Genomic DNA, 21,452 nt, shown 5'->3' with positions numbered 1-21,452 from the left:
GCAAACCCAGGCTTTGTCATCTGTTTGACATGCCGGCTGATTAAGTCTTGAACACCACCTTCCCTGTTTTGATGTCATCCATAAAGGTTTGTAACTCATGTTTGACCACCGGAGCCAGAAAGTATAATCCGATGATGTTGGGGAAAGCCATGGCCAGGGTCATTGAGAATGAAAAGCCGATCACAGCACCAAGGTCAAGACTGGAACCAATCACCACAAACACCAAAAAAATGACCTTAAAGACGTTTTCCTGGGTTTTGTTTTCACCAAACAGAAATGTCCAGGCCCGGACGCCATAATAAGACCAGGAAATCATGGTCGAAAAGGCGAACAAAATGGCGGCCACCGTCAACACATACGGAAACCAACTCACGGCGCTGGCAAAGGCATTGGATGTCAGCGGAATCCCTTGCAGGCCCGATGTGCTGTCCAGCGAACCGGTGATCACGATCACCAAAGCGGTTACGGTACATACCAACACCGTGTCTATGAACGGCTCATACAGTGCCACCAGGCCTTCAGTCACCGGGCGATCGGTTTTCACCGCAGAGTGGGCAATGGCCGCCGAACCAATGCCTGCTTCATTGGAAAAGGCAGCCCGTTGAAAGCCCACCACCATCACACCAATCACACCACCCAAAGCAGCTGATGGGTTGAAAGCGCCCTGAATGATCTGACCAACTGCAGCAGGAAGCTGTCCGATATTCATGGCAATGACCACCAAGCCAGTGATCAAATACACCAGGCCCATGATGGGCACCAGTTTTGAAGTCACGCGGGCAATGCTTTTGATACCGCCTAATATGGTGATGCCAGTGATGATGGCCAAGACCAGGCCAAACAGCCAGCCTTTGCCTGCCATGATGCCTTCGCTACCACCGGTGATGTTTTGTAATTGTGCAAACGATTGGTTGGCCTGGAACATATTGCCGCCACCCAAAGCAGCACCCACACATAAAATCGCAAACATCACAGCCAAAGTTTTGCCCAATCCGGCGAAACCTTTCTCGGCAAAGCCTTTGGACAAATAGCGCATGGGTCCACCTGCCACCGTGCCATCAGGATGCACGTCGCGGTATTTCACACCCAATGTGCATTCAACAAATTTTGATGACATGCCTAAAAAGCCAGCCAGAATCATCCAGAAGGTGGCCCCAGGTCCACCGATGCTGATGGCCGTGGCCACACCAGCAATGTTGCCCAGGCCCACGGTGCCTGAAACCGCTGTGGACAATGCCTGGAAATGTGACACCTCACCAACCGCACCTGAGGTGTCGTATTTACCACGGATCAGTTTCATGCCGATGCCAAAAGATCGCAGGTTAATGAATTTAAAATACAAGGTGAAAAAGGTGGCCGCCACCACCAGCCAAATCACAATAAACGGCGCACTCCCCAAAAAAGGGATGGGTACCTGGGTCATGAAAAAGGCATCAATGGCATTGGCCACTGGGGTTAAAAATTGATTAATGGACTGATCAATACCGGCAGCCAAGCCAGCTTCGCTACAGAGCAGTAACAGCAGGAAAGTGAGGACTTTGTTTTTCATACTTTAACAGTGGGTTGAGTTATGTTTCGGTGTTTCAGTAACACAAAAGCCCAACCTGAGATTGGGCTTTTGTGATCAATGGTTGATCATGGCTGATTAAGATGCAGGTTTGATTTCACCTGATTTGATTTTCGCCATGTAGTTGGTCAGTTCACGTTTGACCACCGGTGCCAGGAAGTACAGGCCGATCAGGTTAGGGATCGACATGGCAAAGATCATGGCGTCTGAAAAACCAATCACAGCCGTCAGGCTCATCGATGAACCCAGCACAATGAAGGCCAGGAACATGACATTGTAGGTCATATCGACACCTTTACCGTGGCCAAACAGGAAATTGAAAGCCCGCAGGCCATAGTAAGACCAGGCCAGCATGGTGGAAAAAGCAAACAGCACAGCGGCCAGGGTCAGCACATACGGAAACCATGAGATGGCGGAACCAAAAGCCGCAGAGGTCAGGGCAATACCCTGTCCGCTGACCGGGGCTTCAGGTATGAAGCCGGCAATACCAATGACCAGTGCGGTGATGGTACAAACAACCACGGTGTCGATGAATGGTTCATACAAAGCCACCAGGCCTTCGGTGACCGGATGATCGGTTTTCACCGCCGAGTGAGCAATGGAGGCTGAACCGATACCGGCTTCATTAGAGAACGCGGCCCGTTGGAAGCCAACGATCAGCACACCCACCAAACCACCAAAGGCCGATTGGGTGGAGAACGCACCATCGATGATGGCCCCAATGGCTGCAGGAACATGGCTCACATTCATCAGGATGACAACCAGACCAGTGATGACATACAGAACGCCCATGAAAGGCACCAGTCGGGAGGTTACTTTGCCGATGCTTTTGATGCCGCCGATCACGGTGATACCGACCAGGGCAGCCACCACCACACCAAACACCCAGCCATTTTGGGCGAGGAAGGATTCTTCGCCGCCGGTGACGCTGACCACTTGTTCCAGTGCCTGATTGACCTGGAACATGTTGCCGCCACCGAAGGAGCCACCAATGCAGCAGATGGCGAAAATCACCGCCAGCACTTTACCAAAGCCGGCCATGCCTTTCTCGGCAAAACCCTTGGTCAGGTAGCGCATTGGTCCGCCGTGAACGTGGCCGTTGGGCAGCACATCACGGTATTTTACGCCCAGGGTACATTCCACAAACTTGGTTGACATGCCGAGTAAACCACAGACAATCATCCAGAAGGTGGCTCCGGCACCACCGATGCCGACGGCCGCCGCCACGCCGGCAATGTTACCCAGACCCACAGTTCCTGACAGGGCCGTTGATAAGGCCTGAAAGTGGGTGACTTCACCCGGGGCGTTGGAGTAATCATATTTGCCGCGCATCAGGGCAAAGCCGTGGCGGAAAGAACGCAGGTTGATGAACTTGAAATAGATGGTAAAGAATGAGGCGGCCACCACCAACCAGATCACCACCCAGGGAACTGAGCTACCAAAAAACGGGATGGTGGCAAATATTTTATTGGTGAATTCGTTCAGATAAGGAGCGACCGCATTGTTGATGCGTTCATCCAGCGTTTCAGCCCAAGCCTGGCTGGTCAGCACCAATAGCATGGCAGAAAAAGTCAGTTTTATTTTCATGTTGTTCCCTAGTAATGATTATGGTTATGAGTTTTCGACCGCTCCTCTGTTTGCTCCCGAACAGGCCGATTCCGGCAAATATCTTAACTGGTTTTACTCATCAGCGGTAGGGGCTGGTGGTTATTTCAGCTCCATCAGCAATTCATCGCCTGGCTCAAATCCATACTGTTCACTCAGTCCGGCATTGATTTCCAGCACATACTTGGCTGGTTTTTTACTGGGGTAACTGGGACAACGGCTGGTGGTGTTTTTGCACGGCGGGGTATTGGCGCTGATGCTGACCAGTTTGCGGTGTTGGTCAAAGTAAAGAATGTCCAGTGGAATCAGGGTGTTTTTCATCCAGAAAGACCGGGGTTCGGCGTCTGGAAATAAGAACAACATACCCACGTCATCATCCATTGACCGGCGGTACATCAACCCCATGGCCCGGGATTGATCGTCATCAACCACCTCAACATTGAACTGGGTGCCCTTAATGGTCACTGTGCTGTTGATTCTGGGACAACCTGCCAACAGCAAAATCAATGGCAGCAAACAGGTGAATCTTTTCGTCATCGGACATCAACTTTTTTAAGAGGTAGACTGGAATTTATCACTTAACACAGCTAAACTCAATAGCAGTTAATTGATAGGGTTTTCAAGTGGATATAGCTGAATTATTAGCCTTTACCGTAAAAAATAAGGCGTCCGATTTGCATTTGTCGGCTGGGTTGCCACCCATGATCAGGGTGGACGGGGATGTCAGAAGAATCAATCTACCCCCATTGGAACACAAAGAATTGCATGACATGATCTATGACATCATGAATGATTATCAAAGGAAAGAATACGAAGAAACCTTTGAGATCGACTTTTCATTTGAGATTCCAGGATTGGCCCGTTTCAGGGTAAATGCTTTTAATCAGAACCGCGGTTGTGGTGGCGTATTCAGAACCATTCCAACTGAAATTCTGACTTTTGAAGACCTCAATTGTCCGGCTATATTCAAAGAACTCATTGACGTACCCAGAGGACTCATCCTGGTAACGGGGCCCACCGGCTCGGGTAAATCAACCACCCTGGCCGCGATGATTGATTACCTGAATAAGAAGGAACATGGTCATATCCTGACCATTGAGGATCCGATCGAATTTGTGCACACCAGTAATAAATGTCTGATTAACCAGCGTGAGGTGCACCGGGATACCAAGAGTTTTGAAAACGCGCTGCGTTCGGCACTTCGTGAAGACCCCGACATCATTCTGGTGGGTGAGCTGCGTGACCTGGAGACCATTCGCCTGGCATTGACAGCGGCTGAAACCGGTCACTTGGTGTTCGGTACTTTGCACACCACCTCAGCGGCGAAAACCATTGACCGGATCATTGACGTGTTCCCGGCCGGTGAGAAACCCATGGTGCGTTCTATGTTGTCTGAGTCATTACGGGCTGTTGTGGCCCAAACCCTGATCAAACGGGTTGGCGGAGGCCGGGTGGCAGCACACGAAATCATGGTAGGCATACCGGCGATCAGAAACCTGATCCGTGAAGACAAAGTGGCGCAAATGTACTCTTCCATCCAAACCGGACAGTCAGTGGGTATGCAGACTTTGGATCAGTGTTTGATCGAATTGGTCAGCAAAGGCCTGATATCCAAAGCCCAGGCCAGATCACGGGCGGTGAAGAAAGCCGATTTTGATTAATTGCCTGTTTCGTGTACACCCGTCGGTGAATGCGCTAAGATGATTATCAGTAGTCCACCTGTCGACCATTGATTCTGGGTGGCTTGAAAAAAAGACAAACTCCAGCGGTTGACCGGATATCCGGTCGCCGCAATAAACCAATACAGAGGAATAACCATGGACTTTAATTCATACCTGAAATTAATGGTGCATAAGAAAGCGTCTGACTTGTTTATCACCGCCAATTTGCCACCGAGCATTAAAATTCATGGGCGGGTGATTCCCATCACACAACAACCGCTGACCAAAGCCCAGGCCAGAGACATGGTCACAGGCATCATGTCGCCTTACCAGAAAGAAGAGTTTGAGCGAACACACGAATGTAACTTTGCCATCGGGGTATCCTCGGTGGGTCGTTTCAGGGTCAGTGCATTTTATCAACGGAATGCCGTTGGTATGGTGATTCGTCGGGTAGAAACCAAAATCCCGACCTTTGAATCATTGAAGTTACCCGAGGTATTGAAAGAACTGTCGCTGACCAAGCGGGGGATCATCATTTTTGTGGGTGGTACCGGTACCGGTAAATCGACCTCGCTGGCAGCCATGGTTGGCTACCGCAATGTCAACACCACAGGCCACATCATTACCATTGAAGACCCGATTGAGTATGTACATGAGCATCAGGGTTGTGTGATCACCCAGCGTGAAGTTGGTCTGGATACCGAGTCATTTGAAGTGGCATTGAAAAACACCCTGCGTCAAGCACCCGATGTGATCATGATCGGTGAGATCAGAACTTCCGAAACCATGCAACAAGCGGTGACCTTCGCCGAGACCGGACATTTGTGTCTGGCCACTTTACACGCCAATAACGCCAACCAGGCACTGGACCGGGTGTTACACTTTTTCCCCAAAGACGCCCGTGAACAATTGTTGATGGATTTGTCATTAAACCTCAGGGCGATGGTCGCTCAGCAATTGATTCCCACCCCCGATGGTAATGGCCGCAGGGCTGCGGTTGAAATTCTGATCAACTCACCATTGGCGCAGGAATACATCCGCAAAGGCAAGATCGAGAAACTCAAAGACCTGATGAAAAAATCCACCAATATGGGAATGCAAACCTTTGATCAGGCCATGTTCGATTTGTACCAGGCCGGTGAAATCACCTATGAAGATGCCCTCAGGCATGCCGATTCAGCCAATGAAGTACGTCTGGCCATTAAATTGGCTCAAGGTGGTGATGCCGATTCACTGTCGATGGGTATGGATGGCATTGGCCTTGAAGAAGATAAACCGATGTAAAAAAGACCGGCCCCGCCGGTTAGCCCAACGGGGTCAGTTTCATTTTTTTAGAATTCGGCATTGAATCCGGCAGCGATGCTGGCACCAGGCCGGGCATACCCCAGCACTTCCTCATACCGCTCATCGAACACATTCTGTGCCTTGATATAACCACGCCAGGTGGCATTGAAATCCCAGTTTAAGGTCAGGTCAACGGTGGTATAAGCATCCAGTTTCAGGTTGCTTGATACAAAAGTGGCCGGATCAAAAAACACATCCAGCTGATCACCCACATGATTGACTTGAGTTCCCAGCATGCCGCGATTCCCGGCAAAGCGATAGAACACACTGGCTGAGGCCTGATGTTCGGGTCGTCTGACTTCTTCAAGTGTTGAGCCATTGGCATCGGTTTCACTGGCATCGGTGTAGGTGTAATTGAATGTGTATTGCCAGTGATCCTGCCATTGTCCAGACCAGATCAGTTCCAGACCTTCCCGCTGACTGTCATTGGCCCGATTGGCAGCAGTGAACAGCCCGGAGGCCGGATCAAACACAAAACCATCAATTTCATCTTCCAGATCCTGATTGAAATAAACCACTTCCAGACTTGATCCGGTGAATGACCTGATGAAGCCCAGTTCATAAGCGGTGGATTGTTCTGGTTGCAAATCCGGATTGCCGATGAAATTGGCCGGGAAAAACCCAAAACGTTCAATGAATGACGGGGCTTTGGAACCGGTGGCAATGGCAGCCCTGACACGCCAGTCCGGGCTGATCAGGTAGGAGCCCGCCAGTTGGGCATTGCTGACATCGTCAAAGCGATTGAAGTCGTCCTGGCGTGCTGACAGTTGCCAACTGAATTGATCATTAAACTGGTGCCTGAATTCGGCGCCCAGTCCGGTGACATGGTATTGTTGATCCTGATTAGGGTCTCCAAATGGTGAGGCCTGTCCACGCTGAGTGAAATCAATTTCACGGTGATCCAAGACCACCGCCAGTGAATACTGGTTTTGTTGGCCAAAGGTTCCCTGGGTACTGACTTTGAATTCATCGGTGGTGGATGCGGTGGCGCTGGTGACGCCTGTGCCATGGGTGAAATTGTCGGCATCAATGTCATTGCGATGCCAGGCCAGTTCACCAGTCCAGTCGTGAAACAAAGTAAAGCCCAATTGAAAACGCAGCGTATCCTGTGTTCGTTCAGTCCACAAATCGGCATCGGTTGGTAATCCGGTCACCACAAAATCTGTGCCGTCAAACTCATTGGTGGCGTCGCTGTGGTGCCATGACAGGGCCAAATCAATGGCGCTGTTCCAGGACCTGCTTAATGAGGCATGGCCAGTGAGGTTTTCAAATCCATCAGCTTCAGGACCGGTTCTGGAAACGTTGGTGCCGGCCGAATCAAGCGCATTGATACCGGCACTGAATTGCCAGTCCTGCTGATTGATGTCACCAGACAGGGCCAGGCGCTTGCTGTTGAACGAACCCAGTTCAACATCCAATCCCAGATTCGTTGACTCGGCTTCGCGGGTAATGATGTTGATCACCGCGCTCATGGCATCGGTGCCCCAAATGGCGCTTTGTGGACCACGGATGATTTCGATGCGCTCCACATGATCCAGCAGCGCGTAGTTGAACAGAAACTCATCACCGGCTGTGGGGTCGTTAACCCGTACACCATTGAGCAGAACCAGTACATGGTTGGCTTCTGATCCACGCACCCTGAGTTGCGTTTGTGTGCCTGGGCCGCCGGATTGATTAATGGCAAAACCAGGTGCCTGACGGAGTAAATCACTGAGGTAGGTCACTTGCATGGCGTCGATGTCTTCACGGGTGAATACCGTTGCAGAACCGCCATATTGGTTGGTTTCGATGGGGGTGATGCCAGCTGAAACGATGAGTTTAGGTAATCGTTGTGCTGATGAATCTGACTGTTGAGCCAGGGTGGTAAAACTGGCTGCCTGAATCACAATGGCAGCGACAATGGTAAGGCTTTTCATGGTGTCTCCTGTTCCGCCCGAACATGGTTGATTGATAAAACCAGTCAATGAACACAAGTTCAATAACCGGTGGATATTCAAACCGGCCGGTCTCCGGACTCTGACAGCAGGATGTTCATCCTCTTCCGAAAGCCTTCCCATGAATCAAATCACAGTGGCATGTTTTTCGGAACTGGCTGGCATTACCGTTGCGGGGGCAGTGTTGGGATAGATCGATCAGGATCGCACCAACTTCCCGTTTAACCTGAGAATCAGGCACCTGTTTGAGGAAGTGGATGCTAACCGGCACAATCCATGATGTCAACCATGGATTGTGCTTATAAAGGATTGATATGGACTTACAGGGCGTCCTGGTCGGTTTCGCCGGTGCGGATGCGGATCACTTGTTCCAGGTCATAAATAAAGATTTTTCCATCCCCGACTTTGTTGTTGCTGGCGGTTTCCACCAAAGTCTCAACGATGGTTTCGACCTGATCTGAGGGAGCAGCGATCTCCAGTTTCAGCTTGGGCAGGAAGTCGACCACATATTCGGCGCCGCGATACAATTCGGTGTGGCCCTTTTGTCGGCCAAAACCTTTGACTTCCGTCACGGTGATGCCACGCACGCCAACTGCCTCAAGGGCATCGCGTACGTCGTCCAGTTTAAATGGTTTAATGATGGCACTGATCATTTTCATGGTTGTTTTCCTACCAGGGTAATTGTTCACCTTCAGCATGCCAGAACTGACCGGAATTATCCATACGTAATTGTGCGATTCTCTCCAGCAGGCCTTGGGCAGATTGTGTGGTGTCAACAAAGCCCTGACCTCCGGTCATGTCGGTTTTCACATAACCTGGGTGTAACAGTCCCACAGCGATGCCTTTGGGTTTCAGATCCGTGGCCAGGCTGGCGCCGGCCATGTTGGCAGCGGCTTTACTCATCCGATAACCATAGTGTCCTCCGGAGTCATTGTCAGCCACTGAACCCATGCGACTGGTGACGATCAGCACTTTGGCCCCTTTGGCTAAATGTGGCAGCAGGGTTTCAGTCACCCTCAGCGGGGCAATGGCGTTGACTTCATATTGTTGTCTGACTGTTTGATAATCAATGTCACCGAGGACATTCCTGGCCAACACGCCGGCATTGTTGATCAACACATCCAGCTGTCGGTCTTCGAGTTGTTCATGCAACCGGTTCAGGTCTTCTGCGCTGGTGACATCAACCTGGTCAATGACTTCTACTCCCAATTGCATCAGTTCATCACTGGGCTGGCGGCACACCGCGATGACGTGATGACCTTGGGCTTTCAGTTGGCGGCACAATTCCAGGCCAATTCCCCGGTTGGCTCCGGTTATCAAATGGTTTTTCATTGGTTGCTCCTGTGTTGCAGAATTAAGTGTAGTTGGATAACATGGGAACGAATCTTAAAATATCAACGAATCATGCTGGAAATGAAATCCAAATGTGAACGCTGTGACAAGAAGTTACAGGCTGAGCAATCTGATGCCTGTATTTGTAGTTACGAATGCACTTTTTGTACGGCATGTGCCACCGGTGCCTTGCAGGGCGTGTGTCCCAACTGTCAGGGTAAGTTGGTGGAAAGACCCAGCCGGGTTCAGGCCGGCTGAGTCTCAGTGATCATTGTTCCAGCAGAGAATTTTTGACTTCTTCGATGTCGGTGTGCCGCACATCTTTGCCAATCACCAGATAAATGATGTATTCACAGATGTTCTTGGCGTGATCGCCGATCCGTTCCAGAGACTGGGCACATTGACTGAGACCCAGATACGGTTTGACTTTATTGGGATCTTTGACCATTTTCTTGATCAGCTGGCCATTGAGTTCATCAAAGTGGGCATCAATAACCTGATCACGTTGTGCCAGTTTGATTGCTTCTTCGGCATCCAGTCGTGCCAGGGCGTTCAGTGAACCTGATAAGTTGGTCAGTACTTCCTGGCCAAGGTGATCAATTTCTTTGAAGTATTTGGAATGAAAGTCCCGGGCAAACAGTTTTTTCAGCAAGCGGGCCATTTTCTCAGTCTCATCACCAATTCGTTCAATGTCAGTGATGCTTTTCATCACCGCAACAATTAATCTGAGATCGCTGGCAGCCGGTTGACGGCGGGCAATGATGCGGGTGCACTCCTGGTCCAAATCAACTTCCATCTGATCAATGTCATCGCCCTGAGACAGCAACTCGGTGGCCAGCTCATCTGACTCCTCGCTGATGGCTTTGAGCACAGTGCGCAACTGATTTTCAGCCTGGCCGCCCATCTGTAACAGGTGGTTTCTGATGTCTTCCAGTTCGGTGTTGTATTCGCTGGAAGTGTGTTTTTCAAATTCAAAATGTTCCATGGTAAGGGTCCTTTATCCGAATCTACCGGTGATGTATTTTTCAGTCAGTTCATGTGACGGGTTGGTGAAAATCTGGTCCGTCTCGCCCACTTCGATCAGTCTGCCCATGTGGAAATAAGCGGTGCGTTGTGACACCCGGGCAGCTTGTTGCATGGAATGGGTTACGATGACAATGGTGAAGTTTTCTTTCAGCTCATTGATCAGTTCTTCGATTTTGGCTGTGGCAATCGGATCCAGCGCTGAAGCTGGCTCATCCATCAGGATGACCTCCGGTTGAACCGCAATGGTGCGGGCGATACAAAGGCGTTGTTGCTGACCACCGGACAGCCCGGTACCTGGTGCATGTAAGCGATCTTTGACTTCCTGAAATAAACCGGCTTTGATCAACGAGTCTTCGACCAGGTCATCCAGTTCAGCCTTATTGCGGGTCAGGCCGTGAATGCGTGGGCCGTAAGCCACATTGTCATAAATTGATTTAGGAAATGGGTTGGGTTTTTGGAACACCATGCCCACCCGAGCGCGCAACAACACCGGGTCTTGCTTTTTTTGATAGATATCGTGGCCATCAAGCAGAATCTGGCCTTTGACGCGACAAATATCAATGGTGTCATTCATGCGGTTCAGGGTCCGCAGATAAGTCGATTTACCACAGCCAGATGGGCCAATCAGGGCGATCACTTGATGAGCGCCAATATCCAGAGAAACATCATGAATGGCCTGGTTATCAGCATAAAACACATCGACATTCCGGGTGCTTATTTTGGGGTCGTCACACAACGGCTGACCGACCGTGTCGGTGTACTCGATGTTCAGGGAGTCTTCGGTTTCCCGGTTTGACTGGACTTTCATGGTTGGTTCATTCAATCCGTTTAATACAGCTTCATTCATAATATATTACCACTTTTTCTCAAACTTTTTACGCAGATAAATGGCAATGGCATTCATAGCGATCAAAAAGAACAGCAACACCATAATGGCGGCTGAGGTTTTCTCCAGGAACCCACGTTCAGGTGAGTCGGCCCATAAAAACACCTGGATGGGCAGGACAGTCGATGGGTCGGTGACCGATTGTGGAATGTCCACAATAAAGGCAACCATTCCAATCATCAATAAAGGGGCAGTCTCGCCCAGAGCCTGGGCCATGCCAATGATGGTTCCAGTGAGGATGCCCGGTAAGGCGGCTGGCAAGACATGGTGAAACACCGATTGCATTTTCGATGCCCCCAGACCCAGGGCTGCCTCACGCAGTGAAGGTGGAACGGCCTTGATGGCGGAACGTGACGCAATGATGATGGTCGGTAATGTCATCAATGACAACACGATACCACCGACGATGGGCGCAGATCTTGGCATACTGAAGAAATTGATGAACACCGCCAGACCCAACAAACCAAACACGATGGAAGGCACCGCTGCCAGGTTGTTGATGTTGATTTCAATGAAATCAATGAAGCGGTTCTTTGGCGCGAATTCTTCCAGATAAATGGCCGCTGCCACAGCCACTGGAAAGGACAGTGCCAAGGTTACCAGAAGGGTATATAAAGAACCGAGTATGGCTCCCTTGATTCCGGCCATTTCCGGCTCCCTTGAATCTCCGGCGGCAAAGAAGTGCCAGTTGAATCCTGTGGTGATCTGGCCACTGGCTTCCAGGGTTTCAATCCACCCCAGTTTGTCATTTTTAACCCGTCGGTCAGATTCCGGCAGAAGGCGGTCAATGGTGCCTTTGATCACCGCATCCACATCATCATCAGCCATGAATTGAATGGTCTGTTGAGTGCCGATCAACTGAGGATTCTCAATGACCATGTCACGTAACTGAAATTCAGCACCCATACTGGTCAGGCTGTACAGTTCACGTTTTTGTTTGCGTTTGGTTACTTCTGGAAACGTGTTCAGCAAAGCGGCCCTGATGGGTTTACGAAAATCGGCACTCATGATGGCTTGTTCATCACTTTGGGCATCAATGCCCAAATCCGCCTCATTCAGGTCCACAGTCAACTCAACCCGGGTCTGAATAAAAGCCGGCCAGGCTTTGGTGAAGATGTCGGTCAGTAGCAGCAGTAAGAACAAAATGGCGGTTACGATGGACAACATGCCCATGGTCTTGAAAAGCCGTTCTTTGAAATAACGCTTTTTCAGGCTTTGTTTAACGATATCGGTGTTATTCATATTGTTCTCGGTATTTTCTGACCACATGCAAGGCAATGACATTCAGTATCAAGGTGGTGATAAACAACATCAGACCCAGGGCAAAAGCCGCCAGGGTTTTGGCGCTGTCAAATTCCTGGTCTCCGGTGAGCAGTGTGACAATCTGTACGGTAACGGTGGTTACCGCATCCAGTGGGTTGACCGTAAGGTTAGCAGCCAGTCCGGCGGCCATGACCACAATCATGGTTTCACCGATGGCCCTGGAGGCCGCCAGCAATACACCGCCGACAATCCCCGGAAGGGCCGCTGGGATCAGTACTTTGATGATGGTTTCAGAGCGGGTGGCTCCCAGGCCCAGAGATCCTTCGCGCAGGCTTTGCGGAACGGCTGAAAGCACATCATCTGATAAAGATGACACAAAAGGAATGATCATGATACCCATGACCAATCCGGCAGCCAAAGCACTTTCTGAGGCCACTGATAACCCCATGGATTGACCCAGGTCACGAATGAAAGGAGCCACGGTCAGTGCAGCAAAAAAGCCATAAACCACGGTGGGGATGCCGGCCAGAATCTCCAATACGGGTTTGGTCAGGCTGCGAACCCGCTGACTGGCATATTCAGACAAATAAATGGCCGACATCAGGCCCAGCGGTACCGAAACCAGCAGGGCAATAAAAGAAATCAACATGGTTCCCACAAATAAAGGCACGGCACCAAATGCCGCGGATGAGCCAACCTGATCGGCGCGAATGGCGGTTTGCGGAGACCATTCGGTGCCAAACATAAAGCTGAGAATCGGCACCTCACCAAAGAACCGGGTTGACTCAAACAACACCGAAAACACGATGCCTACGGTGGTCATGATGGCAATCGAGGCGGCCAATAACAAGATGCCTTCAACGATGCGTTCAAACACCCGTCTGGCCGGGGTGTCGGTATTGATTTTTTTGAATGCCCATACGGCCAGTAAAATAGCCAATGACAACACGATCACTGCCTGGGTGCGATCAGTGGTGGTTTGGATTTCCATGTAACGTTGATGAACCTGCTGTTTTTCAGCACTCAGAGCCGCCACTTTTTCTGGTGTATCGGCGCTGATGATCTCATTCATATACAGGTTCAGGTCCTGATTGTCATCAAATTGTGATGAGCTGATGAATGAAGAAATTTCATGGTTGATGTAAGGTTCTTCGACCATTTGCAAGAAGAACATCATCAGCAAAGCCGGAATCAATGAACTCAGAGCCGCCACATAACCAAAATATTTTGGCAGGGTGAGTATTTTGTGTTTCGACTTGTGTTGCCGGTAGGCCGTGGTGATCTTTTGCCGGGCCATGAAATAGCTGAAGGCAGCAAAGATCAGCAACAAAAAGATCATCAGACTGATTTTCATTGATTTCTCATCGGTTTACATTACAAATAAAAAAATCGCCAGTTGGCGAAAGGCATGATAAAAATACCGCAACCGGGTTGCCCCGGCCACGGTTAATGATTATTGAAACGTAATCAGTTTTTTACAACGCCAGGTTGTTCAGTTCAAGGGTGTCGGTTTTGACTTTCATGTACTTGTCTTCATCCAAAGGGATCAGACCTTTGTCTGTCAGGTAACCTTCTTCACCCATGGCTTTTTCACTGGTGAACTCAGCCAGGAATTCCTGCATACCCGGGATTTCAGACACGTGGGCTTTTTTCACATAGAAAAACAACGGTCTGGAAACCGGGTATTCACCCGAGGCAATGGTTTCGAATTCGGGAGCTGCGCCATCAACCATGGAACCTTTGACCAGATCAGCATTTTGATCCAGGAAAGAGAATCCAAAGATGCCCAGTGCATCCGGGTTTTTCTGCAGTTTCTGAATGATCAGATTGTCATTTTCGCCGGCTTCAACATAAGCGCCATCTTCGCGGATGGTGTGACAAATGGTTTTGTATTTGCTTTTGTCTTCGGCTTTGGTGGCTTTGATCCATGGGAATGCTTTACAGCCTCCTTCCATGGCCAACTCAACAAAGGCGTCACGGGTACCTGAAGTGGGAGGTGGGCCCAATACTTCAATTTTGACCGCGGGTAAATCGGTATTGACTTCGTTCCAGGTGGTATATGGGTTGGCTACCAGTTCACCTTCTTTTCCGGTTGGGACCTCTTTGGCCAGCGCCAGGAACAGGTCTTTGCGACTCAGGTTGAAATCATGCGAATTGATGTCATTGGCTACCACAATACCGTCATAACCGATCAGTACTTCAACCACCCCATCAACGCCATTTTCGTGACACATGGTCAACTCAGATTCTTTGATGCGACGTGACGCATTGGTGATGTCTGGCGTGTCTACGCCAGTGCCTTTACAGAACAACTTCATGCCACCGCCGGTACCGGTTGATTCGATTTTAGGGGTTTTGAATGAAGTGGACTTGCCGAACCGTTCAGCCACAACGGTACTGAACGGATACACTGTTGAAGAACCAACCACACTGATGTAGTCACGGCCATCAGCCTGTACCTGAGAGGCGGCAATCATGCCGGCCAATAATGACAAAGTCTTTAATTTTTGCATGTTATATCACGTTAATGTTTCGAATGGTTGGCATTCTAATCAGCCTTTGTGACAGTTATATGACATTTCTGTCACAAATGTGATTTGACCGTCACACAAGCGTCACAAGAGCGAATCACACCTTCTGCTATAAACATCATAAGTGGCCTGCGTAACAACTTCCTGACAACAGGGCAGAAAACTGGTGTTTAACTGGATGTTGAACCTGAGGAGAAGGGGACTGGGCGTTTCGAAACCGAGTGAGCTTTTGTGTTCAGTTCTTTAGCTGGCTTCGGTATGCCGGGAAAGTGACTTCGAAGGTGGTGCCGGAACCCTGTTCGCTGGTGATTTCAAAGCGTGCATTGTGCTTCAGGCAAATGTGTTTGACGATGGCCAGTCCCAGGCCCGTGCTGTGTTGGTTACGGGCTTTGGAATTATCCACCCGGTAGAAACGTTCGGTGAGGTGGGGGATGTGTTTGGGGTCAATGCCCGGGCCATCATCCCGAACCTCAAATATGGCTTCTTCATTTTTCAGGTACCAGCGAATACTGATGTGGGTTCCGGGAGGGGTGTGAATGATGCCGTTATGCATCAGGTTCAGGCATATACTGGTGATTTCAGACTCATCACCGGAAATCCATAAATCAGAGTTGATTTCAGCCTGCAGGTGATGTTGCTGGGCCTGGGGGTTGTTCTTCAGGTCATTGAACAAACCGTTGAGTAATTCGGGCATGGCGATTTCCCGGTCATCTGATTCAATCACCCTGTCGTGTTCAATTCTAGACAGTTTCAACATGTCGTCGATGATTTTAGACATCCGGCTGGCCTGGTCTTTGGCCTGATCAATGGCCATTGACCATTCATCGGTCATGTGTTCTGAGGCTTGGAGCATTTCAAGGTAACCGGCAATCACCGTCAGCGGAGTGCGCAATTCATGGGAGGCATTGGCGACGAATGCTTTTCTGGATTTTTGCAGGGCTTCCTGCGCGCTGATGTCCCTGGCGACCATCAAATACCGGTCTTTGCTGATCCTGATCAGACGGATATGAATACTTTTGTCGAGATTGGAGCTGTGAGCCAGTTTGATTTCCTGGTCTTTTTTGTCGTTTTTTAGCAGGTTGACAAAAGCCGGCTCGCGGATGATGTTGTCAATTTTGGTGTTGATGTCAGAAACATTGATATTCAGGATTTCCTGAGCGATTTGATTCACCCACTGAATTTCAAAACGGCTGTTCAACAACAAAGTGGCAAAAGGTAAGGCCTGTGCTGTGGTGACAAATTGCCTGATCAGGTGTTTATTGCGTTTTTGAGTTTCTTTGGTTTGGTTCTTATTGCCAATGACCTGGCAGGTGATGGCCTCAAATACCCCGTGATTGGCAGGCACATACTGGTTGGATGCACCATGCATGTACCAATCATAGAATGTTTTGAATTCAATGATTTTCCAGCTGATGTAAATCAGCAGCCAGGCCAACAACGACCAGGCCCAGAAACCGGTGATGATCCCTGAGATGACCGCCAGCAGGATAAACAGACCGATGGCTATTTTTTCTTGTTTCCAGCCGGAAATTTGCATGAAATGATTGCTTCAACGCCCTGACACTCAAGTGACGCCATGATAGCGTAATGTGTCACCTGAGGTGAAATAAAATTAATTATTTCACCGCCCTTGTCACACAACCGAGATCAAATTGAAACAAATGTCATCAATTTGTCACATTTGTCATCTAACATTCACATTTTTTTATAATCATTAGTGGATACTGTCATGAAAAAGAAAGTTCTGGTAACTTCCATGTTACTGTCTTTGGGCTCTGCGGCCTGGGCTGACTCAACACAGGACGAAATCGCCCTGTTGAAAGAACAGCTGAAGATGCTTACTCAAAAAATTGAAAAACTGGAAGCCAAATCCAATGCAACTGAGGTTGAAGTTCAAAAAGTCGCTGAAACCAAAACTGAAAAAAGTGACAATTGGGCCGACCGCATCACTTTTTCAGGTGATTTCAGATACCGTGAAGAGTACATCGACCAGCGCGGAAAAGAAACCCGTAACCGTCACCGTGCCCGTTTGAGACTTGCTGCCAAAGCACAGGTCAATGACCGCCTGGATGTGAATTTCCGCCTGGCCACTGGTGTTGACAATCCGGCTTCCGCCAACCAAACCCTGGATGGTTCCTTCACCACCAAAGATTTTGGTCTGGACCGAGCTTATTTTAACTACAAGTTGACCGACAGCCTGACCCTGATCGGCGGTAAAATGGCTAATCCTGCCTACAAGGCCGGGAAGAACCAGATGCTGTGGGATAATGATGTGAATCCGGAAGGACTGGCTTTACAACTCGATGCCAATGGTTGGAAAGGTAATCTGGTGGGCTACGCAGTGGAAGAATTCAGTGGTGATGATGACATCCTGTTGTTTGGTGGTCAGTTGAACAAGACCATGGAATTGGGCAGCGGCGACCTGATCGCCGGTGTCAGCTACTATGATTATCAGAATCTGCAGGGCGCTTTGCCTCTGTATGATGGTAATCCACGTAAAAGTTCAGTGGATGCCAGTGGCCGCCTGATTAACGACTACAACATCTTCGAAGGTTCACTGGAATACAAAACCAAAGTGGCCAATCAACCCTTTTCGGTGTTTGGTAGTTATGTAGAAAATACCGAAGCAGATGACCTGGAAAGTGGTTATGCATTTGGAGCCAGCATTGGTAAAGTGAGTAAGCCCGGTTCCTGGAGCTTCAGCTACACTTACATGGACATTGATGCCGATGCCGTGATTGGTATTTTCAACGACTCAAACTTCGGTGCCGGTGCGCCAGATTCCAAAGGTCACCTGCTTCGGGGCGGCTATGGATTGTACAAAAACACCTCACTGGCCATGGCTTACTTCAGCAACGAGCTGAACAAAGAAGCTGACACGCCGGTTGATTATGACCGTCTGCAATTGGATTTCATCCTGAAATTTAAATAAGTCCAACGGTCAACGAATGAAAAAACCCCGGCTGGTCCGGGGTTTTTTTGTGTCCGGGTGTAACCAATTGGATTCTGGTGCGTTCACAATAAATAGAACAATCATAAAATTACGGGAGCCCGGGATCACTCATGCTGTTTAACACCCCCATTTTCTTTGTCTTTTTGGTGGTCTTTCTGCTGTTCTATGGTTTTGTCTTTTTGCGCCATACACCGCGGATTTACTTTATTCTGGTCTCGTCTCTGGTGTTTTATGGCACCTGGAACTATCGCTTCATCCCCTTGTTGGTTGGCTCCGCGGTCATAGACTATTTCCTTGCTCAGGCCATTGGCAATACCAGTGATCAAAAGCGCAAGAAACTGTACCTGAGCCTGTCTGTGTTAATGAACCTGGGCATACTGGCGTTGTTCAAATACGCAGATTTTGCCATTCAGTCGGTCGCAGACCTGTTGGCCACTTTGGGATATCAGGCTGACCTGGGTTCGCTGTCCTGGGTACTCCCGGTGGGCATTTCATTCTATACATTTCAGTCACTGAGTTACACCATCGATGTGTACCGGGGAGACATGAAACCGAGAAAGGGCCTGGCTGAATTCACCACCGCCCTGGCGTTTTTCCCTCAACTGGTGGCCGGCCCGATCCTCAGGGCCCGACACATCCTGCCGCAATTTCACAAGTTACCCGTACCCACTTGGGACATGGTGCGCAATGGATTTTTACTGATCACCATTGGTCTGTTCAAAAAAACCATTGCTGACTTGCTGGCAGCACCTGCGGCCATGGCATTTGATGGTGGTGCTGTGAGTTTGCTGGAAACCTGGACCGGGGTGCTGGCCTTTGCCGGCCAGATCTATGGTGATTTTTCAGGATACAGTGACATGGCCATTGGGATAGCCATGCTCATTGGCTTTAAGATTCCGCTGAATTTCCGCTTGCCGTATTTTGCTTTGTCACCCGTGCAGTTCTGGCAGCGCTGGCACATCTCGCTGTCGACCTGGTTGCGCGACTATCTGTATATTTCCCTCGGTGGTAAATTCAACCGCATCCGTAATGTCATGATCACCATGCTTTTGGGTGGCTTGTGGCATGGTGCGGCCTGGACCTTTGTGGCCTGGGGCGCTTTCCATGGCCTGATCATCATCGCCACCCACCAGTTGGGTAACAGCGCGGTATTTGCTGGTTTTGCGCAAAGCCAACAGTTTTTCAACCGCCTGGTGAAATGGGTGATGACTTTTTATTTGGTGCTGATTGGTTGGGTGCTGTTCCGGGCCACTGGTCTGGATAATGCATGGGACATCATCAGTCAGATGCATGGGCTGGCAGGTACTTTGCCGGATGCCAGTTCCAAAGCCCTGCTTATTTTTGCCCTCACGGCAGTGGCTTTGTTGTTCATGCACTTGATTGACTACGTGGTGCTGAACAAAACCCAGCAATGGATGGCCAGATGGTGGCTGTTCTGGCCCTTGTTGATCCTCATACAAGCCTTTTGTTTATTGATTGGAGAACCCAGCAATGCCTTCATCTACTTCCAATTCTGACCCTGACAACAAGCATCCCATTTATCCAGTGGCTGCACAACAGGCCCTGGAATCTACAGCAGATGGTGCTTTGCCTGATGGAGTGAGACAGCCAATTTATGGCAAAACCCTGTTGGTATTGTTGTTGGGTATGGCCCTTGCCCTGGGATTGGTGCGGGCATTTGCCCTGGCCAATGACGCTTCCAGTGAGTCCATCCTGGGTCGGGTGATACAGGCCCAAAAGGCATTGCCACAAATTGTTGCTGAATCGCAGGATCTGGTCATGGTGTTTGGTTCTTCAATGGTTGGCGCGGGATTCTCACCCCGTGAATTTGACCAGTGGCTGAGCGATGAGGGTGTGAACAACATCAAGTCATTTAATTTTGGCTTTGGTGGGCTCAATCCGTTTTTTCAGGATTATCTGGCCAGGCGAATCAGGGATGTTTTTGTACAGCATGACCGGCGCTTAAAGCTGGCAGTGATCGAATTCAATCCTTTTCAAACCACCATCACCCGGCACGAAGGTGCCAGGGCGCTGGAAGACTCTTTCCTCACCATGTTGGCTTCCAATGCAGAGTTGGTTGATGTCTTATTGGACGATCCTACCCGCGGTGTCCGTTTATTCAATATCAAGTACCTGCGTGACAGCATATCTGCAGAGATGGCCACTTTTTATTTTGGCGGGGCGTTCCGGGAACCACGCAGTCGCACCAGTTTGGAGCGTGACCAGAAGCGGCAGGACAGGCTGCAGGAGTTGGGCCCGTTGCTGAATGAAGCGTTTGAGAAAGAGTATCCTGATTATGACGGCAGTGATTGGTATTATCCGTGGCAGGGCGGCGGGACCATTGCGGCTGAACGGGCCCCTGATACCCTGGCATTGTTTGACGAATACTATGAATTGATTATGGACCCGGCCAGGCTCGATGATGATCGGTTAAACCGCATTCACTCTGCAGACATCATTGACATGCATTTCAGTGAAGAGTTGGTAGCGGCTTTTATCCGCATCGTACAGGAGTTTCAGGCGTTTTCCGAACATGTTGAAGTGGTGATGTTGCCACGCAACACCGACTGGATCAAGTATTCTGCTGAAGGCAGGGCCCGGCTGGAGGAAACCATCAGTCGCATAGAGCAAGCCACCGGTGTCACCATTCAGGATCACCAGGACTTGCCAGTGATTCAATCCTCTATGTTCAGTGACACCACTCACCTGAACCGATATCAGGGCGCTGCCAATTACACGCGATTTCTGGTTGGCGAAGTGCTCAACTGGATGCAGGGAAAATGGTAAACTTACCTGAGGTCAAACAGGCATGATGAATGAATCGCAGACAGTTACTGAAAAGAACAGTGTTGATTGGTGGTGTTGCTGCCACAGTAACAGGTGGTTGGTGGTTTACCCAGGGGGGTGATCCAGACCGACTGACAATCGAAGATGCCCGGCTGAGCTTGGATGAACTGATGGCCAGTGGCAGACAGCCGAACGGGCAATGGAACCTTTCTCAGGTACTCAATCACCTGGCACAAAGCATCGAATTTTCCATGAGTGGTTATCCACAACATCAGTCAGCATGGTTTAAAAACACCGTTGGTCAGTTGGCATTCAGGGTGTTTTCCATTCGTGCCAGTATGTCCCATAACCTGACAGAAGCCATTCCAGGTGCACCGGCACTGGCCACAGGCGATGTCGTTTCGGCCCATCAGCGATTGGATGCAGCATTGCAGCAGTTTGCGGTTTTTGAGGGCGTTCTGCAGCCACATTTTGCCTACGGTCATTTGAGTCACGATGATTACCTGAAAGCGCATGTGATGCACATTTACAACCACCTGGAAGCGATGCAGCCGGTGGGCTGA

19 protein-coding genes and 1 riboswitch are annotated in these 21,452 nt (G+C 49.7%); of the genes, 7 read left to right on the top strand and 12 right to left on the bottom strand.

From position 1 onward, the window contains the following. Positions 1–40 precede the first annotated feature (40 nt). The 3 genes from B0475_RS09590 to B0475_RS09580 all read right to left on the bottom strand — a co-directional run bounded on the left by B0475_RS09590 (position 41) and on the right by B0475_RS09580 (position 3,709). A complete protein-coding gene (locus B0475_RS09590) occupies positions 41–1,549 on the bottom strand; it encodes an alanine/glycine:cation symporter family protein (protein WP_077411603.1) in 1,509 nt (502 codons plus the stop codon). Between the two features lie 96 nt (positions 1,550–1,645). Then, positions 1,646–3,154 (bottom strand): alanine/glycine:cation symporter family protein, encoded by a 1,509-nt coding sequence (locus B0475_RS09585; RefSeq protein ID WP_077411602.1) that lies wholly within the window; start codon positions 3,152–3,154, stop codon positions 1,646–1,648. Between the two features lie 120 nt (positions 3,155–3,274). Further along, complete coding sequence (locus tag B0475_RS09580; RefSeq protein WP_077411601.1) at positions 3,275–3,709, bottom strand: DUF192 domain-containing protein; 435 nt, start codon at positions 3,707–3,709, stop codon at positions 3,275–3,277. Between the two features lie 86 nt (positions 3,710–3,795). Here B0475_RS09580 and B0475_RS09575 point away from each other — a divergent pair, with 86 nt between their 5' ends. Then, positions 3,796–4,833 carry a type IV pilus twitching motility protein PilT gene (locus tag B0475_RS09575; protein ID WP_077411600.1) on the top strand — a complete coding sequence of 346 codons (1,038 nt, stop codon included), beginning with the start codon at positions 3,796–3,798 and terminating at the stop codon, positions 4,831–4,833. A gap of 156 nt (positions 4,834–4,989) precedes the next feature. After that, positions 4,990–6,117, top strand: coding sequence for a PilT/PilU family type 4a pilus ATPase (locus B0475_RS09570; RefSeq protein WP_077411816.1), 1,128 nt, complete (start codon positions 4,990–4,992; stop codon positions 6,115–6,117). A 47-nt stretch (positions 6,118–6,164) separates the two neighbouring features. Here B0475_RS09570 and B0475_RS09565 read toward each other — a convergent pair whose 3' ends face one another. The 3 genes from B0475_RS09565 to B0475_RS09555 all read right to left on the bottom strand — a co-directional run bounded on the left by B0475_RS09565 (position 6,165) and on the right by B0475_RS09555 (position 9,443). Further along, a complete protein-coding gene (locus B0475_RS09565; protein ID WP_157892836.1) occupies positions 6,165–8,093 on the bottom strand; it encodes a TonB-dependent receptor plug domain-containing protein in 1,929 nt (642 codons plus the stop codon). Positions 8,094–8,160: 67 nt separating this feature from the next. Next, positions 8,161–8,371: riboswitch (cobalamin riboswitch) on the bottom strand. A gap of 60 nt (positions 8,372–8,431) precedes the next feature. After that, positions 8,432–8,770, bottom strand: a complete 339-nt coding sequence (locus B0475_RS09560) for a P-II family nitrogen regulator (RefSeq protein ID WP_077411599.1) — start codon at positions 8,768–8,770, stop codon at positions 8,432–8,434. Between the two features lie 10 nt (positions 8,771–8,780). Continuing rightward, on the bottom strand, positions 8,781–9,443 hold the full coding sequence (locus B0475_RS09555; protein WP_077411598.1) for an SDR family oxidoreductase: 663 nt from the start codon (positions 9,441–9,443) through the stop codon (positions 8,781–8,783). A gap of 81 nt (positions 9,444–9,524) precedes the next feature. Between B0475_RS09555 and B0475_RS09550 the strand changes: the two genes are divergently transcribed. Further along, positions 9,525–9,701: a DUF1272 domain-containing protein gene (locus B0475_RS09550; RefSeq protein WP_232781866.1), complete on the top strand. Its 177-nt coding sequence runs from the start codon at positions 9,525–9,527 to the stop codon at positions 9,699–9,701. Between the two features lie 10 nt (positions 9,702–9,711). Here B0475_RS09550 and phoU read toward each other — a convergent pair whose 3' ends face one another. From phoU to phoR, 6 genes are all read right to left on the bottom strand, one after another. Further along, positions 9,712–10,428 (bottom strand): phosphate signaling complex protein PhoU, encoded by a 717-nt coding sequence (gene phoU, locus B0475_RS09545; protein ID WP_077411596.1) that lies wholly within the window; start codon positions 10,426–10,428, stop codon positions 9,712–9,714. Between the two features lie 12 nt (positions 10,429–10,440). Beyond that, entirely contained in the window at positions 10,441–11,277 is an 837-nt protein-coding gene (gene pstB / locus B0475_RS09540; protein WP_077411814.1) for a phosphate ABC transporter ATP-binding protein PstB, read from the bottom strand. Between the two features lie 45 nt (positions 11,278–11,322). Then, positions 11,323–12,597, bottom strand: coding sequence for a phosphate ABC transporter permease PstA (pstA, locus tag B0475_RS09535; RefSeq protein WP_077411813.1), 1,275 nt, complete (start codon positions 12,595–12,597; stop codon positions 11,323–11,325). Beyond that, the gene (pstC, locus tag B0475_RS09530; RefSeq protein ID WP_077411595.1) at positions 12,590–13,972 is read right to left on the bottom strand and encodes a phosphate ABC transporter permease subunit PstC; all 1,383 of its coding nucleotides are present in this window, start codon (positions 13,970–13,972) and stop codon (positions 12,590–12,592) included. Before pstC ends, pstA begins: the two co-directional genes overlap by 8 nt. A gap of 121 nt (positions 13,973–14,093) precedes the next feature. Further along, the gene (locus B0475_RS09525; protein WP_077411594.1) at positions 14,094–15,131 is read right to left on the bottom strand and encodes a PstS family phosphate ABC transporter substrate-binding protein; all 1,038 of its coding nucleotides are present in this window, start codon (positions 15,129–15,131) and stop codon (positions 14,094–14,096) included. 253 nt (positions 15,132–15,384) lie between these two features. Then, positions 15,385–16,686, bottom strand: coding sequence for a phosphate regulon sensor histidine kinase PhoR (gene phoR, locus B0475_RS09520; protein ID WP_077411593.1), 1,302 nt, complete (start codon positions 16,684–16,686; stop codon positions 15,385–15,387). Between the two features lie 192 nt (positions 16,687–16,878). Between phoR and B0475_RS09515 the strand changes: the two genes are divergently transcribed. The 4 genes from B0475_RS09515 to B0475_RS09500 all read left to right on the top strand — a co-directional run bounded on the left by B0475_RS09515 (position 16,879) and on the right by B0475_RS09500 (position 21,452). Then, positions 16,879–18,081, top strand: a complete 1,203-nt coding sequence (locus B0475_RS09515) for a putative porin (protein ID WP_077411592.1) — start codon at positions 16,879–16,881, stop codon at positions 18,079–18,081. A 131-nt stretch (positions 18,082–18,212) separates the two neighbouring features. Continuing rightward, entirely contained in the window at positions 18,213–19,619 is a 1,407-nt protein-coding gene (locus B0475_RS09510; protein WP_077411591.1) for an MBOAT family O-acyltransferase, read from the top strand. Then, positions 19,594–20,889 carry a hypothetical protein gene (locus tag B0475_RS09505; RefSeq protein ID WP_077411590.1) on the top strand — a complete coding sequence of 432 codons (1,296 nt, stop codon included), beginning with the start codon at positions 19,594–19,596 and terminating at the stop codon, positions 20,887–20,889. The genes B0475_RS09510 and B0475_RS09505 overlap by 26 nt, the downstream gene beginning before the upstream one ends. A 29-nt stretch (positions 20,890–20,918) precedes the next feature. Continuing rightward, a complete protein-coding gene (locus tag B0475_RS09500; protein ID WP_077411589.1) occupies positions 20,919–21,452 on the top strand; it encodes a DUF1569 domain-containing protein in 534 nt (177 codons plus the stop codon).

It is taken from the genome of Marinicella sediminis (assembly GCF_002000055.1).
GTDB classification, from domain to species: Bacteria; Pseudomonadota; Gammaproteobacteria; order Xanthomonadales; family Marinicellaceae; genus Marinicella; species Marinicella sediminis.
Note: the sequence above shows the minus strand (reverse complement) of the source record. Positions and strands in the feature narration are given on the sequence as shown.

Coding starts and splice junctions, on each gene's coding strand:
- phoU (WP_077411596.1), bottom strand. CDS start 10,428: ATGGAACATTTTGAATTTGAAAAACACACTTCCAGCGAATACAACACC.
- B0475_RS09505 (WP_077411590.1), top strand. CDS start 19,594: ATGCCTTCATCTACTTCCAATTCTGACCCTGACAACAAGCATCCCATT.
- B0475_RS09510 (WP_077411591.1), top strand. CDS start 18,213: ATGCTGTTTAACACCCCCATTTTCTTTGTCTTTTTGGTGGTCTTTCTG.
- B0475_RS09570 (WP_077411816.1), top strand. CDS start 4,990: ATGGACTTTAATTCATACCTGAAATTAATGGTGCATAAGAAAGCGTCT.
- pstC (WP_077411595.1), bottom strand. CDS start 13,972: ATGAAAATCAGTCTGATGATCTTTTTGTTGCTGATCTTTGCTGCCTTC.
- B0475_RS09580 (WP_077411601.1), bottom strand. CDS start 3,709: ATGACGAAAAGATTCACCTGTTTGCTGCCATTGATTTTGCTGTTGGCA.
- pstA (WP_077411813.1), bottom strand. CDS start 12,597: ATGAATAACACCGATATCGTTAAACAAAGCCTGAAAAAGCGTTATTTC.
- B0475_RS09585 (WP_077411602.1), bottom strand. CDS start 3,154: ATGAAAATAAAACTGACTTTTTCTGCCATGCTATTGGTGCTGACCAGC.
- B0475_RS09565 (WP_157892836.1), bottom strand. CDS start 8,093: ATGAAAAGCCTTACCATTGTCGCTGCCATTGTGATTCAGGCAGCCAGT.
- B0475_RS09550 (WP_232781866.1), top strand. CDS start 9,525: ATGAAATCCAAATGTGAACGCTGTGACAAGAAGTTACAGGCTGAGCAA.
- B0475_RS09555 (WP_077411598.1), bottom strand. CDS start 9,443: ATGAAAAACCATTTGATAACCGGAGCCAACCGGGGAATTGGCCTGGAA.
- B0475_RS09590 (WP_077411603.1), bottom strand. CDS start 1,549: ATGAAAAACAAAGTCCTCACTTTCCTGCTGTTACTGCTCTGTAGCGAA.
- B0475_RS09560 (WP_077411599.1), bottom strand. CDS start 8,770: ATGAAAATGATCAGTGCCATCATTAAACCATTTAAACTGGACGACGTA.
- phoR (WP_077411593.1), bottom strand. CDS start 16,686: ATGCAAATTTCCGGCTGGAAACAAGAAAAAATAGCCATCGGTCTGTTT.
- B0475_RS09525 (WP_077411594.1), bottom strand. CDS start 15,131: ATGCAAAAATTAAAGACTTTGTCATTATTGGCCGGCATGATTGCCGCC.
- B0475_RS09500 (WP_077411589.1), top strand. CDS start 20,919: ATGAATCGCAGACAGTTACTGAAAAGAACAGTGTTGATTGGTGGTGTT.
- B0475_RS09515 (WP_077411592.1), top strand. CDS start 16,879: ATGAAAAAGAAAGTTCTGGTAACTTCCATGTTACTGTCTTTGGGCTCT.
- pstB (WP_077411814.1), bottom strand. CDS start 11,277: ATGAAAGTCCAGTCAAACCGGGAAACCGAAGACTCCCTGAACATCGAG.